Annotated in this window: 10 protein-coding genes and 1 pseudogene; all 11 read right to left on the bottom strand. The window is 67.9% G+C overall.

All coding sequences use genetic code 11. From position 1 onward, the window contains the following. A pseudogene (locus VGI62_RS20400) lies at positions 1-697 on the bottom strand (NAD(P)-binding protein); the annotation flags it as partial. A 2-nt stretch (positions 698-699) separates the two neighbouring features. Then, positions 700-1,947 (bottom strand): Gfo/Idh/MocA family oxidoreductase, encoded by a 1,248-nt coding sequence (locus tag VGI62_RS20395; RefSeq protein WP_331506403.1) that lies wholly within the window; start codon positions 1,945-1,947, stop codon positions 700-702. Next, entirely contained in the window at positions 1,944-3,386 is a 1,443-nt protein-coding gene (locus VGI62_RS20390) for an MFS transporter (protein ID WP_331506402.1), read from the bottom strand. The genes VGI62_RS20395 and VGI62_RS20390 overlap by 4 nt, the downstream gene beginning before the upstream one ends. An 83-nt stretch (positions 3,387-3,469) precedes the next feature. Further along, the gene (locus tag VGI62_RS20385; protein ID WP_331506401.1) at positions 3,470-5,683 is read right to left on the bottom strand and encodes a TonB-dependent receptor domain-containing protein; all 2,214 of its coding nucleotides are present in this window, start codon (positions 5,681-5,683) and stop codon (positions 3,470-3,472) included. A gap of 97 nt (positions 5,684-5,780) precedes the next feature. Continuing rightward, a complete protein-coding gene (locus tag VGI62_RS20380; RefSeq protein WP_331506400.1) occupies positions 5,781-8,594 on the bottom strand; it encodes a [protein-PII] uridylyltransferase in 2,814 nt (937 codons plus the stop codon). A gap of 57 nt (positions 8,595-8,651) precedes the next feature. Continuing rightward, positions 8,652-9,515 carry a type II CAAX endopeptidase family protein gene (locus tag VGI62_RS20375; protein ID WP_331506399.1) on the bottom strand — a complete coding sequence of 288 codons (864 nt, stop codon included), beginning with the start codon at positions 9,513-9,515 and terminating at the stop codon, positions 8,652-8,654. Between the two features lie 27 nt (positions 9,516-9,542). After that, complete coding sequence (locus VGI62_RS20370; RefSeq protein WP_331506398.1) at positions 9,543-10,193, bottom strand: SdpI family protein; 651 nt, start codon at positions 10,191-10,193, stop codon at positions 9,543-9,545. Further along, complete coding sequence (locus VGI62_RS20365) at positions 10,193-10,510, bottom strand: autorepressor SdpR family transcription factor (protein WP_331506397.1); 318 nt, start codon at positions 10,508-10,510, stop codon at positions 10,193-10,195. Before VGI62_RS20365 ends, VGI62_RS20370 begins: the two co-directional genes overlap by 1 nt. A 96-nt stretch (positions 10,511-10,606) precedes the next feature. Continuing rightward, positions 10,607-11,182, bottom strand: a complete 576-nt coding sequence (locus tag VGI62_RS20360; protein ID WP_331506396.1) for an HAD-IA family hydrolase — start codon at positions 11,180-11,182, stop codon at positions 10,607-10,609. 8 nt (positions 11,183-11,190) lie between these two features. Then, on the bottom strand, positions 11,191-11,586 hold the full coding sequence (locus VGI62_RS20355; protein ID WP_331506395.1) for a glyoxalase: 396 nt from the start codon (positions 11,584-11,586) through the stop codon (positions 11,191-11,193). A gap of 30 nt (positions 11,587-11,616) precedes the next feature. Further along, a complete protein-coding gene (gene mutS / locus VGI62_RS20350) occupies positions 11,617-14,307 on the bottom strand; it encodes a DNA mismatch repair protein MutS (RefSeq protein ID WP_331506394.1) in 2,691 nt (896 codons plus the stop codon). Positions 14,308-14,349: the final 42 nt, after the last annotated feature.

Here is a 14,349-nt window from a genome sequence, read left to right as displayed (position 1 = left end):
ACTGGAAGTTGGCGCCGATCGCGCAGCCGCGTCCGCAGGGGGTGGCGAAGAGGCAGGTGTTGCGCCCCTCCATCTGGCCGGTGACCACCGCGACATGCATCGGCACCACCGGGATGTTCATGGCCTTGAAGGCGCGCTCGTAGAAGAGCTCGAAGGCGCGCGGCGGCGCATTTGGCATCAGGCAGCCGGGCGGCGAGTCCGGCGTGTTCAAGAGGTTCTGCGGCGCATTGGCGCCGGAGACCCCGATCAGCTTCTCGGTCTTGTCGTACCAGGGCGCGACGTCGTCATAGGTGATCGGCCAGTCGTAGCCCAGGCCGTCGCGGCTCCTCGGCTTGAAGTCCAGCGGCCCGAAGCGCAGCGCGATGCGGCCCCAGTGGTTGGTGCGCCCGCCCAGCATCCTGGGCCGCCACCAGATGAAGGGCTCGGAGCCCTCGGCCACGGTGTAGGGCTCGTTGGGCACCTGCCAGCCGCCGTCGACGGTGGCGTCATAGAAGCCGAAGGGCTTGTCCGGCGTGCCGACCGCGCGCAGGGGCGCCTCGGCGTTGATGTTGAACATCGGGGTCTCGACGCGCGGGTCGTAGTCGCGCCCGGCCTCCAGCATCAGCACCTTCATCCCCGACTTGGTCAGGTGATAGGCGCTCATGCCGCCGCCGGCGCCGGAGCCGACGATGATCGCGTCGTAGTTGTCGGTCGCCATCTTCAGGCTCCAGCCTTCGTGGAATTTGGCCGCGCCGGAAGCGGCACGTAGGTTTCAAGGGTCTCGTCGGGCAGGGTCACCACCTGGCCGATCTCGGCGGACTTGTAGAGGGCCATCACCATCTTGGTGACTTCGACCCCGTCCTCGAAGGTTTCGATGGGCGTCCGCCCGTGGCGGAAGCAGTCGACCATGTGGCGGTTCTCGCCGATGTAGCCGTAGGTCCCGGCCTCGTCTTCCACGATAGGCATCTGCCCTTGCTCGGCGTTCTGCTTTTCGACGAGATCCTCACCTTGGCCGCCGGTGATGGCGCGAGAGAGAAACACCTTCAGCGATGGGTTCAGGGACGAAAATTCCATGGCGTATTCAGGACCGAGCAGGGCCAGATCGATGCGCAAGCCGGGTCCGACGTAGGACCAGGAGGTGGAGGCCTCGACGATCAGCTCGCGACCGCCCTCGTCCTCCAGCGTGATGGTCGCCCGGGCAAAGTCCTCGACGGGGTGGGCCGTCATTTCCACGCCTTTGAAGTCCTTGGCGAGCGATCTGGCGTAGCGGTCCTGGGTCCATTTCAGGTAGCCGACTGAGCCCTGCACGGACTTCACCTTCAGGCTGGCCCGTGCCGCATCCGGCGCGGTCAGCAGGAACCGACCGACCTCGACGGAGTGGCACATCATGTCGCTCATCACCCCGCCGCCCTGGCGTGCGCCTTGCCAGAACCAGGGCTCGTGCGGACCGGAGTGCTCCTCCGCCGCCCGGGCAAGGTAGGGTCGGCCGGAGGCGGGCACGGCGCGCCGCCAGATGATTTCCTTGCCGCGCTCGACCGCGCTCGAGAACACCTGGTTCTCCAGGTAGCCATGAGCGAGGCCTGCGTCCTCAGCCAAAGCCAGAACCTCGCGGGCCTCCGCCAGCGTGCGGCCGAGCGGCTTCTCGCAGGCGATGGCCCGCACCTTCGAGCGGCCGGACTTCACCGCCGCATGGATCGCCCGCATGACCTCGAGCCGCCGATCATTGGGCGCGAGCAGCCAGATGGCGTCGACGTCGGGCGCGGTGAGCAGGCTCTCCAGACCGGCGTACGCCCGGCAGGGGCCCAGCTCGGCGTCGTTGACCGCCTGGGCCAGTGCGTCCCGGTTCTTCGCGGTGGGGCTGTAGACGCCCGTGATCTGGGCGTGGCGGACGCTCTGGAAACTCTTCACGTGGAACTTGGCGATGAAGCCGGAGCCCACAAAACCAATACGCAGCGGAGGCGTGCTCATTCGGCGGCGCCTGCCAGCCTGGCGCGGGCCACCTGCGCCTTGTAGCCCCCGGCCCGTCGGTCGCTAAGCACCACCAGGCCGAAGATCAGACAGACGCCGAAGGCGAACGGAACGAGGTAGCGGAAGGACAGCAGGCCGGAGTGGTTCTCGCCCGCGTCGAGAAGGGGCTGGGCTCGCGCGGCCACCCTCGGTCCCGCCTCGCCGGCCGCGGCCCGGCGCAGGAAGTCGCCGGTCGCCGCGGGCGGGAGCGCATCGGTGGCGCTCGCGACCGCTTGCGCGGCCTGCGTCAGTTGGGGTGATATGGGCGCCTGTACGGCCAGGACCTCATTGGCCACCGCGACCACCGAGGTCTTCGACAGGGCGTCCGGCAGGTGCCGGTCGGCGATCTGGCCCAGCAGCGGCGTGGTGACGATACCCACCGCCAGCGAACCCGCCGCGGCCATCAGGCCCAGCCCAAGCGCGCCGGTCTTGGGGGTCCGTTCGGCCACGAAGCCCATCATGGTCGGCCAGACGATCGCGATGCCGATCGCGAAGACCAGGGCGGTGATAACCGTCTGGGTCGGCGTGGTCGCGAAACTGAGGCCCAGCAGGCCCAGCCCCGCGACGCCGGTCGAAACCATCAGCACCATCGGCGGCGACACGCGGGCCAGGATCGCGTGGGCGTTGGCCCGCGTGATCGCCATCACGCCGTTGATCATGACCAGCACCAGGATTCCGGGCAGCCCGCCGGCCTGCAGCACGGCTGGTATCCAGCGATTGGGGCCGAGCTCAAGGCTCATGGTCACGCTCATCAGCAGCAGGAACATCCAGAGCAGCGGCGAAGTGGCCACAGCCTTGAAGGCGTCCGACAACTTGTGGCCAGCGGCGGCGGCCTCGGTTGGTGGGAACTTCTCGCGCAGGAAGATCAGGCCGTAGGCCAGCGCCGGGACGAGGACCATAAGCATCTTGGCCCGCCAGTCCATGTGCGCCTGGTCGAGCGCCCAGGCCACCACGCCGCCGATCGCCACCCCGCCCGGGAACCACAAGTGCATGCGGTTCAGCATGCCGGCCTTGCGATCGGGAAAGAGCGTGGCGGTGAGCGGATTGCAGACCGCCTCGATCACGCCATTGGCGATGGCCAGCACCAAGGCGCCGGCAAAGAGGCTATCGAACCCGGTGGCGAAGACGAACAGCAGGACGCCGGCGATGTGGCCGACCAGGGCGAACCGCAACAGGTTGCGCATGCCCACCAGGTCGCAGAGCGATGAGAACGAGATCTGGCTGATCGCCATGCCCCAGAGGCCCGCTCCACCGATCAATCCCACCTGGGTGTTGTCGAGCAGAAACTCGGTCTTCAGCTGGTACATGACCGCCGAGAGCGCCGCGAAGCTGAAGGCCAGCGCGGTTATGGCCGTACAGCTGCCGAAAAACAGTCGTCCAGGTCGAATGACGTCAGCCACGCGCGTCCCCCTCGCATGTTGTTGTTTGGCGCGACCTTGGCGCCGGTCGGCGAGCCTGTCGAGGCCGCCCGCTACCCTCGATTCTATTGCGGCGAGGCGCCGCCGAAGTCGAAGGCCTGCGGACGTTTCGCCGCAGCGCCGAAGCTCCATGTCAGGCCGACGTAGGCGGCCTGCACGGCCGGCTCGAATTGCTGCTGGTAGCGAAGAGTGGGCGTCTCGACGACCTGCCGGAAGCGCAGGGTGTTGAACAGGTCCTGCGCCGTGACAACGGCCGACAGCCGTTCGTCGAACTTGTGCCGATAGCCCACGAAGCTGATGAACTGCGGCTCCTGATAACCTTGGGGCGTCAGCCGCCTGGCGTTCAGCTGGGCGTTGAACTGCAGCATGTCCCTGGACGTGGGCTGCCACGTGAACGCCCCGCGTCCACCCACCGCGAAAGCCGAGCGGCGCCCCTCGAAGCCCGCAAGTTTGTTTAGACCTTGGCCGGTGGCGTCGATCTCGTTCCAGTAGAGGTTGGTCGACAGATTGTAGGTAAGCGTCTTCGTCAGCCGCCCGTTGGCGACCAGCTCAACCCCTGCCGCCCGGCTTTCGGCCAGGTTCGCCTTGGTGGTCAGCAGGGCGCCGTCCGGCAAGGGGGTGACCACGTCGGTCACACCGTGCTCGTTCAGCCGGTAGTAGAGGGTGCCCAGGTAGAAGGTTCCGTCGGCCTTGTACTGAGAGCCGGCCTCGAATGAATTGGTGATCTGCGGCTTCAGGTTGGGATTGCCCGCGTAGGCGGTGAGCGGGTCACGTTGAGAAACGAAGGGGTTGAGGTCCTGCGGATTGGGCCGCTGGACGCGCTTTGAGTAGCTGAGCACCAGTTGCTGGTCGTCTGAGAATTTTCTCGCCAGGTGCAGGGACGGATAGGCGTCTTGCCGGTTGGTGTCGTGGACAATGCCGGAGGTGACCTGGTTGAGGTCGAGCTGCACGTCCTCGAGCCTCAGACCCCCTAGCACCGTCCAGTCCCCGAACGGCTGCTCGTAGGTGATGTAGGCCGCGTTTATGGTCTGCTTGTAGAGGAACAGGTTGGTCTGAGTCGGATCCGGCAAGGCGGAAGCTTCGGACGTCCCTTTGAGGCCCACGTTGTCGTAGTCATTGTCATCGATCCGCAGATCGTAGCCGGCCTTCAGCTTGCCGTCGGTCGGCATCGGGCGGGTGTAGTCGGCCTTCGCCTCCGTAATTGTCAGGGTGGCGATCGTGTGCAGGTCGGTGAAGAGATTCGGCTGCACCGGCACGCTGAAGATCTCAGTGATGGCGTTTTCCCGCCGATCGTCGGTGGTTTCATGGCTGAGGTTGAGCACAAGATCGTGGTCGTCGCCGAACCTGTGCCGCACCGTGCCCTGAATGGCGGCGTTCGGACGAGCGTCTGTAAAGCGCTGCGGCGCCTCAAAGACCAGAGTGGGAACTCCGTTCGTGTCCAGTCCCTCATAGTGCTGAAGCGGCTTTGCCTGCACGTCGCTGCGGGTGAGCCGCGCCTCGCCGCTAAGGCGGGTCTTGGGGGTCAGGTCGTAGTCGGCGCTCCCGCGCACGTTCCACAGATCGGCGGAGCCGGTCTGCTTGGTCATCGAGCGGCTCGACCCCAGTTGGTTCCCGTGACCGTCCAGAAAGACCCGTTCGTCCTGCCCTTCACCGTCCTGGGAATCGAAACGAATGCTGGCGTCGCCCGTGAGGGTCAGCTTGCTGGAATTGTAGGCCGCGCTCGCCCCGATGTTGCCGCGCTTGCCCGAGCCGGCGTTGACCCGCACCGAGCCCGATTTGCCCGGCTTGTGGCCCTGTTTGGTGATCAGGTTGATGACGCCGGCCGCGCCCTCAGGGGAGAACTGCGCCGAGGGATTGGTGATCACCTCCACGCGCTCGATCTGGTCGGCGGGCATGGCCTGCAAGGCCTGCGCGGCGCCGGGACCGCGAAACAGGCCCGAGGGCTTGCCGTCGACCATGATCGTGACGTTCTGATCGCCGCGGAGGGAGACGTTTCCCTGAACGTCGACCTCGACAGACGGAATGTTCTTAAGCGCGTCGCTGATCGAACCGGTCGTCGTCGCCAAATCGCCGGCGACGCCATAGCTGCGGCGATCGATGGAGCTGCGGAACCCGTTCTGCGATGCCCCGGTGACGGTGATGGTGTCGACGGTTTTGCCCGCCGCCGGCTTGCCCGATGCGGGTTTCGCCGGCGTGTCCGGCGCCGCGGCCCGGGCATGGACCTCAGGCCCCGCAACGGCGATGGCTGCCGCCAACGTGACGCTTAGTCGATTTCGCAACAGCCCCCCGATCGCGCGCCGGGCTGTCCAAGAGCCGTGTCGCCGAAAATATCTGACCGATTCGCGGCCGTTTATACGGCTAAGCTTCTTGAGGTCGTCAACGCGCGACGCTGGCCCGGGCGCGCTGCAGGTGGGCGCGACGGCCGTCATCCAGGTCAGTGTCGTTGAGGGCGGCCAGCAGGGCGGTTTTCAGCGCATTGCCCTTGCGTGCGTCGGAGAGCTTCCCGCCATCCGGGCCGGTCACATAGAAGGCGTCGACGGCGCGCTCGCCATAGCCATCGATGTGCGCCGAGAGGATCGAAAGGCCGGCGTCGGCGATCGTCCGGGCGAGCGCCGCCAGCAGGCCAGACCGGTCACGCCCGGACGCCTCGACCACTGTCGACGTTTCTGAAGCATCATTGTCGAGCGTGACCGCAGGGGTGATCGAAAAGGCGGCCGTACGCCCCGGGTCGAGCGGCCGGCGGGGCTCCTGCTGCACTACCTCGCCACGGGCTGCGGTTTCGAGGCTTTCGATCAGGCGCGCGAGCGAGCGGGCGTTGTCCGCGCCAAAGGGCTCGCCGGCGGCGTCTTGCACATAGAATACGTCGAGCGCCCGGCCTGTCCGGGAGGTGAAGACCCGCGCGCCCAACACATTGGCGCCGGCGCCGGTTATCGCCCCGGCAAGGTCCACGAACAGGCGCTGGCGGTCGGTGGCCGCGACCACCACTTCGGCGGCGTTACGGTCCTCGCGGACTCGCCCCTCGGCGGCCGCTCCGTTCCCGGCGCGACGGGAGAGCGCTGCGTGGGCCAGCACCTCGGTTTCGGTGAAGGCGGAGAAATAGGCGTCTTCCATGGCGTCAGCCCAGGCCTCGGAGGCCGGATCGGCTTTGGCGACACGGACGCGGGCGTCGTAGGCGGCGTTCTCGTGGTAGCGCCTCAGCGCCGCGGCGCTGTCGGAGCCTCGGCCGCCGCGGAAGACCGCTTCGGTGGCGCCGTAGAGCTCGCGCATCAGCTGGCCCTTCCAGCCGTTCCAGACGCCAGGGCCCACGGCGCGTATGTCGGCGGTGGTCAGCACCAGCAACAGCCGCAGACGCTCCGGCGTTTCCACGATCCTGGCGAAGTCGGTGACCGTGCGGGGGTCGGATATGTCGCGCTTCTGCGCAAAGTCGCTCATCACCAGGTGATGTTCGACCAACCAGGCGACGAGCTCGATCTTGGAGCGCTCCAGGCCCAGCCGTTCACCGGCCGAGCGCGCGGACCTGGCGCCGGCTTTCTCCTGCCCTCCCGCGCCCCCCTTGCCCGTGTCGTGCAGCAGCATGGCCAGGAACAGCGCCTCGCGATCGGCGATCAGCGGCAGGATCGCCGTGGAGAGCGGATGGTCCTCGGCGAACCGGCCGGCGGCGATGTCGGCGATGATCCCCACGGCCCGCAGCGTGTGTTCGTCGACCGTGTAGGAGTGATACATGTTGAACTGCATCTGGGCGACGATGCGACCGAATTCCGGCAGGTAGCGACCGAGCACTCCGGCTTCGGTCATCAACGTCAGGGCTCGCTGCGGATCGCGGCCATGCGCCAGGATCTGCATGAATATCTTGGCCGCATGCCGGTCGCGCCGAACGGCCGAAGTAATCAGCGGGGTCGCGCGGACGGCGGCGGTGAAGGCGTCCGGATGCAGATCCAGATTGCTCTCATCGGCGATCTGGAAGAGTCGCAGCAGGTTCACCGGGTCGCGCTCGAAGATCTGCGGCCCATCGATGCTCAGGCGCCCGCTGATTTCGTGGAAGCCAGGCTCGTTGAGGGGTTTGCGCTTCGGTCGTCTCGCCGGGAGCAGGCGCGAAATTCCGCGCGGCGCGACCTTCACCCGCTCGGCTTCCAGCTTGGCGGCGAACACCCGGGTGAGCGCGCCGACCTCCTTGGCGATCAGGAAGTAACGACGCATGAACCGCTCGACGGCCGGCGCATCGCCACGGTCGCCGTACCCCATTCGCCGCGCGATCTCAGGCTGCAAGTCGAAGGTCAGGCGCTCCTCCGGACGGCCGGTGGCGAAGTGCAGATGGCCGCGAACCGCCCACAGGAAATCGAAGGCCTGGATGAACGCGCGAATTTCGCGCCGCTCGAACATTTCGAGCTGCATAACCTTCTCAATCGACTCGCCGGGATGCAGGTACTGGGCGATCCAGAAGAGCGTGTTGAGGTCGCGAAGGCCGCCCTTCCCTTCCTTGACGTTGGGCTCGACCATGTAGCGGCTGGCGCCGGCGCGGGCGTGACGTTCGTCCCGCTCCTTCAGCTTGGCGGCGACGAACTCGGCGCCGGTTCCCTTGACCACGTCGTTCTGGAACCGGCGGATCAGCTCGGCAGCCAGCTTCTCGTCCCCGGTCAGCCTGCGGGCTTCGAGAATCGAGGTGCGGATGGTGAAGTCTTCGCGAGAGAGCTTGATGCACTCTTCGATAGTTCTCGAAGCATGCCCGACCTTAAAGCCGAGGTCCCAGAGGGCGTAGAGCATGTACTCGATCACGCTCTCGGCGTGAGCCGTCTGCTTGTAGGGGCGCACGAAGAGAAGATCGATGTCGGAATAGGGGGCAAGAGTGCCTCGGCCATACCCGCCGACCGCCATCAGCGCGAGACGTTCTCCCTCCGTTGGGTTGCGAGCGCGGAAAACGTGCACCGTGGTGAAATCCCAGAGCGCGGTGATCACCTCGTCGGTGACGCCCGAGATCAATCGGGAAGTTTCGATGCCGCCCGCGCCGTTCTCCAACCGCTCCTTGGCGATCATCCGGCCGCGAAACAGCGCCGCCTTTAGGATCTCCAGCGCCGCTTTGCGCTGCGCGGGATCGTCTCCCGAAGCCTCCAGCGCAGCCGCCGAAAGCTGCGTGCGCAGCCGCACGCCATCGACGACGTGTTCCAGACGGGTCGGGCGGAGGCGGGGTGGCATGGAAGAGGATATAGGACGGTTTGTCCTAACTCGCTGCTGCCATGTTGCAGGGAGCCTTCAGGCGGCGGCGAGGCCGAGGCCCGTACTGGGGTCTTTCGCGGCCGTGCGGGTTACGGCAGCCAGGCGCACATAGGCGGCCACGGCGAGCGCCTGGAGCGCGACCATGGCGGCGACCTGCAACCAGAAGGTCTGGTCCGCGGTGGCCAGGGTCACGTGCTGACGGTGGGCGTCGTTCGGCCAGACCAGGGTGAAGAAGACCAGGTCGCCGATCGAGTGGAGCACCATGGCCGGAACCAGTGAGCCGGCCCGCAGGGCCGTGAAGCCCAGGCCCAGGCCGACGAGGAAATAGACGGTGAGCTTGGTCAGGTAGAAGCCCTGCGTGAGGTGCGCCGCGGCGAACATCAAGGACACCAGGACCAGCGCCCAGCCGTCGGGCGCCACCTTGCGGATCATGCCCATGGCGTAGCCACGGAAGGCGCATTCTTCGGTGAGCGGCGCGGCGACGATGCTGGTGACGAGGAAGGCCAGGACGGTCCAGCGCGGCATATGGCTGACGTCAGGCATGGCGTTCGGCGCGGCGGGCAAGAGTTCGCCAAACGTGATCCAGAGCAGCGCTACGCCTGCGAGGCCAAAGGCGCCGGAGATCAGCGACCAGGCCCAGACCTTCGACGAGACCGCCTTCAGCGGCAGCATCGCGCGTCGCTCAGCGGCGCCTGCCTTGGGCCCGACCCGGCCGCTCAACACCCCCAGCAACAGTGGCAGCACGACCAGCATGACGGCCGGCGCCCAGGGAATGGCCGGGCTGACCTTGGCGTTGACGAAGGCGAGGGCGCCCCAGACGCCCTGGCCGACGGCGGTGATCGCGAGCGCGGCGACTGCGGCAATGGCGATGGTCTTCATGGCGTTGAGGGTCGCGGACATGGGAGCTCTCCTCTCCTTGCGGGTGGCTCAGCCGCGCTGGAGGGTCCTGTAGAGGCTGTGGGAACGCACAATCGCGGCCAGCAGCGGCAGGGCTGCGCAGACGGCGATCGAGACGCCCAGCGCATTGCCGTCGTGGAGCAGGAAGCCCAGGGCCATCAGCACGAGGCCACCCAGCACCATGCCGCGTCCGGCGAAGCGGTGGGTCTTGTCCCACACCGTGGCGTCGGCCAGCGTCCAGGGCGTGCGCAGGCCGAAGACCGCGTTCTGGCGAGCCTTGCCGAGGTAGTTGCCGATGCCGAGCAGCAGAACGCCGGTGGCGATCGCCGCCGGGCGCATGACGTTGAAGGCTGGGTCGAGGGCGCGGCCCACCAGAGCGACTTCGACGACCAGCAAGAGGCCGGCGATCCCGATCACAGTCATGTCGAACGGCTTGGCCGCGCGCTCGACGCCGCGACGGGCCCCCAGAGTCGGCGCCAGGATCAGAGTTGCGGTGACAAAGGCCGCGATGAGCGGGATCAGGCCGAACGCGTAGCGCGAGTTCTCCTGATGCCGGTGGCCATCGAGCCCCAGGTAGTTGATCGGCACGCCGTTCGGCAGGCCGATCCACGCCGCGATCGCGACGGCCGCACAGGCCGCAACGAGGAGGGTCGCGATCCAGGTGGCGCTGGTGACGCGCATCAGAGTTCTCCCTTGCGTGGCCTGACCACGGCCCGTTCAACGACGTGGGGCTTGGCGTCGAGGAATTTGAAAGCGCCCATAAGCGCCATCAGCGCCTCTTCGAGCACCGAGACATTCAGGCGATAGATGATCGTCGTGCCGGTCTTCTCCGGCGTCACCAGCCCGGCCTCGCGCAGCACGGCGAAGTGGCCGGAGAGCGTCGGCTTGGCGAGGCGGAAATTCTCGGCGATCTCGCCTGCGCTCATCTCCCGTTCGCGCAGCAGTTCCAGGATGCGCCGCCGCGTGGGGTCGGCCAGGGCTCTGTAGACTTCGGACATGGCGCCCAGTGGTTGGTGTTCTGTATTTCGCTAAGAAGCAAAATACCGAACAATGCGGACGACGCAAGCAGTATTTTGGCAAGTGCCGAAATTAGCTCAAAGCGGGAGGAGGTCGAGCAGGCGCGCCTTTCCGGTCCAGCGCAGCCCGCCCCAGCCGGCGGCGCAGGCGGCCTCGACATTGGAGGCGGTGTCATCGATCAGAATGAGCTGGCCCGGTGAGAAGCCTGTACGGGCCTCGACGGCCGCGTAGAAGGTCGGGTCCGACTTTTTCGCGCCCAGGGCGGCAGAGTAGTGCATGGCGTCGAACCGCTCGCGCAAGCCGAGAGTCGTCCACAGGTGGTCGGCGCGAAGGTGCTCCTGGACTGTGGCGAGGTGGATCTCGATCCCGCGCGCTCGAACCGCGGCAAGGTCATCCAGCAGCGCCATGTCGAGCTGAGCGTCCTTATCGAACCAATAGGCGGCGAGCTGCTCGCTGGTCAGCCGCGGCGCGATCTTCGCCAGCACCGGGGCCAGCCGTTCGTGCAAACCGGCGCGGCCCAGCACCACATCCTCCCAATGCGGAGTGAAGAAATGCGCCTGCAGGTCGGTGGCGGAGAGCCCAAGGTCAGCTTCCAGATCGGCTGCCCAGCCGCCCGGCCGAGGAACAATCACGACCCCGTCCAAATCCACCATCAGCGCCTTCACGCCGGGGATGCTCCGTCCTGGATCAGGCGCGAGGGCCGACCGACGCGGACCAACAGGCCATCGGGTCCCGCGATCCCGACCTCATACAGGCCCCACTCGCGGCGACGTAGGACGCCGCCGGGGCGGATGATCAAATCGTCGACCCGCGCGGCGATCGCGTCCACGTCCGGCGTGCGAATGAAGACGCCGAAGGGATTGTGCGCGTCCGGCACGCGCCAGGGACCGTCTCCGGCCTGGGTCAGATGCACCTCGCAACCCCAACCTGACATGATGAGGTAGTCGGCGTCTCCGCCCGCGCGCGCGAAGCCCAGGCGTTCCCGGAACGGCGCCGCGCCGGCGAGGTCGTTGCTCGGGACGATGGCGAAGGCGCCGATGATCGGGATCTCAGGCATCCACGGGCTCCGTCGCTGGTGGATGGACCACTACCCCAGGAGGCCCTTCAGCCGGTAGAGGGCGTCCATCGCTTCGCGGGGGCTCATGCCGTCGGGATCCATGATGCGCAGCGCGTCCTCGGCAGGGCTCGGGCCGGCGCGTTCGGCGACGCCAGGGGCGCTCGCGGCGAACAATGGCAGGTCGTTGAGGTGCGCCGGGGCGCCGGCCTCGCGCTCCAGGCGCTCCAGCACATCGCGAGCGCGGGCGACCACCGGGCCCGGGACGCCGGCCAACTTGGCCACCTGCACGCCGTAGGAGCGGTCCGCGGGCCCGGGCCCGGCTTCGTGCAGGAAGATCAGGTCGCCGTTCCACTCCTTGGCCTTCAGGGACAGGTTGGCGACATGGGCCAGACGCTGCTCGAGCACGGCGAGCTCGTGGTAGTGGGTCGCGAACAGCGCGCGACAGCGGTTGGTCTCGTGCAGCGCCTCGGTGCAGGCCCAGGCGATGGCCAGACCATCATAGGTCGCCGTGCCGCGGCCGATCTCATCGAGGATCACCAGGGAGCGTGGCGTCGCCTGAGTGAGGATCGCGGCGGTCTCGACCATCTCGGCCATGAAGGTCGAGCGGCCGCGTGCGAGGTCGTCGCCGGCGCCGACGCGGCTGAACAGGCGATCAACGACCCCAAGCCGCAGGCGTTTTGCGGGAACGAAACAGCCGGCCTGAGCGAGCACCGCCAAGAGTGCGTTCTGGCGCAGGAAGGTCGACTTGCCGGCCATGTTGGGGCCGGTGACAAGCGCGAGCCGCGGCCCGCCCGCGCCGGATCCGTCGAGGCGGCAGTCGTTGGGCGTAAAGGCCTCGCCCGCGCGGCGCACGGCGTTCTCCACCACCGGATGGCGGGCGGCCTCCGCTTCGAAGGCGGTGGAGCGATCGACCAATGGACGCGTGGCGCCCGCGTCCTCGGCCCACTCTGCGACGGCGGCGGCGACGTCGAGCCGCGCGGCGGCCGCGGCGGCGGCCTGGACGCCTTCCGCCACGGCGATGGCGCCCTCGCGCCAGGCCTCGAAGGTCTCGAGCTCGATCGCCAGCGCCCGCTCGGCGGCCTGGGCGATCCTGGCGTCCAGTTCCGCCAGTTCCACCGTCGTGAATCGGACCTGGTTGGCCAAGGTCTGGCGATGGATGAACGTGGCATTCAGGGGCGGGGCGAACAGGGGCTCCGCGACCTTGGCGGTGGTCTCGACGAAGTAGCCGAGGACTGCATTGTGACGGACCTTGAGGGCCACGCCGCTTTCCGAGGCCAAGCGGGCTTCGAGCTGGGCGATCACGCGCCGGCTGTCGTCGCGCAGCGCGCGGGCCTGATCGAGCTCTGCCCGGACGCCCTGGCCGACGAACCCGCCATCGCGGGCCTGCGCCGGCAGGTCATCGCCAAGGCCCTCGACCAGCAAGCCGCGGAACTGCGCGAGGTCGGGATGCCGCGCCGGCGTCAGCGCCGCGAGCGCCTCGGCGACCTCCACCGGCGGCTGGATCAGCGGGTCCTCGGTCGCGGCGAAGAGCCCCGTCACGGCCTCTCCGATCGCCAGGCCGTCGCGCAAGGCTCCCAGATCCCGGGGTCCGCCCCGGCCAAGCGCCAGGCGGGAAAGCGCGCGGGCCATATCGCCCATGCCCCTCAGCGCCTCGCGCAGCTTCTGGCGTTGCGGCCGGTGCTCGCAGAACCAGGCCACCGCGTCCAGGCGCGCGTCGATGGCGGCGGGATCGAGCAGCGGACGGGCGAGGCGGGCCGCCAGCAATCGGGCCCCGGGCGCGCTGACCGTGCGGTCGATGGCGGCCAGCAGCGACCCTTCCCGGGCGCCTGAGGTGGCTTTCTCGATCTCCAGGCTGGTCCGCGTCGCCGGATCGATGGCCATGACGTCGGCTTCGCCCGCACGGCGTGGGGCCGAAAGCGCCGGAAGCCGGCCGGCCTGGGTGGTCTCCAGATGGGCCGCGATCAATCCAAGCGCCGAGACTTCCGCCCCGGAGAGGATGCCGAAGCCATCCAGCGTATCCACGCCATAGAGCCGCTTCAACCGGGCCTCGGACGCCGCCGGCTCGGCCAGCGCCTGTGGCAGGGGCTGCACGAAACCGCCGGCTGACTTCAGGGCCTGCGTAACGGCCTCGTCGACGAACAGCCTGTCCGGAACCAGGATTTCGGATGGGCCGAGGGCCGCGAGTGCCGAGGCGAGACCCCCAACGCTCGTCGCCAGGCACTCCACTTCGCCGGTTGAGAGCTCCACGCTGGCCACAGCGGCGTGACCGCCGCGCACGGCGATCGCCGCCAGTCGGTTGGCTCCGCGCGCGTCGAGCAGTCCCTCCTCGGTGAGCGTGCCGGGTGTGACCACGCGCACCACATCGCGATGGACCACGGATTTCGAGCCGCGCTTCTTGGCCTCGGCCGGGTTCTCCATCTGCTCGCAGACAGCAACCTTGAAGCCGGCGCGGATCAGCTTGGCGAGATAGGCCTCCGCCGCATGCACCGGCACGCCGCACATCGGAATCGGATTGCCGCCGTGCTGGCCACGGGCGGTCAACGTGATGCCGAGCGCTGCCGACGCCTTGGCCGCGTCTTCGAAGAACAATTCGTAGAAGTCGCCCATGCGGAAGAACACCAGGGCGTCGGGCTGGCGGGTCTTGGCCTCGAAATATTGCACCATCACCGGCGAGGCGCCGGCGGCGGGGTCGGGCAGGGTGGTGGGAGACTGGGCGTTCATTGGCCGCGCGACGCTATCTGGCGCGGCGAGTCCCGTCAGCCC

The organism is Phenylobacterium sp. (assembly GCF_036495085.1).
Classification (GTDB): Bacteria; Pseudomonadota; Alphaproteobacteria; order Caulobacterales; family Caulobacteraceae; genus Phenylobacterium.
The sequence above is the reverse complement of the archived record's forward strand: the minus strand, read 5'-3'. Positions and strand labels throughout refer to the sequence as shown.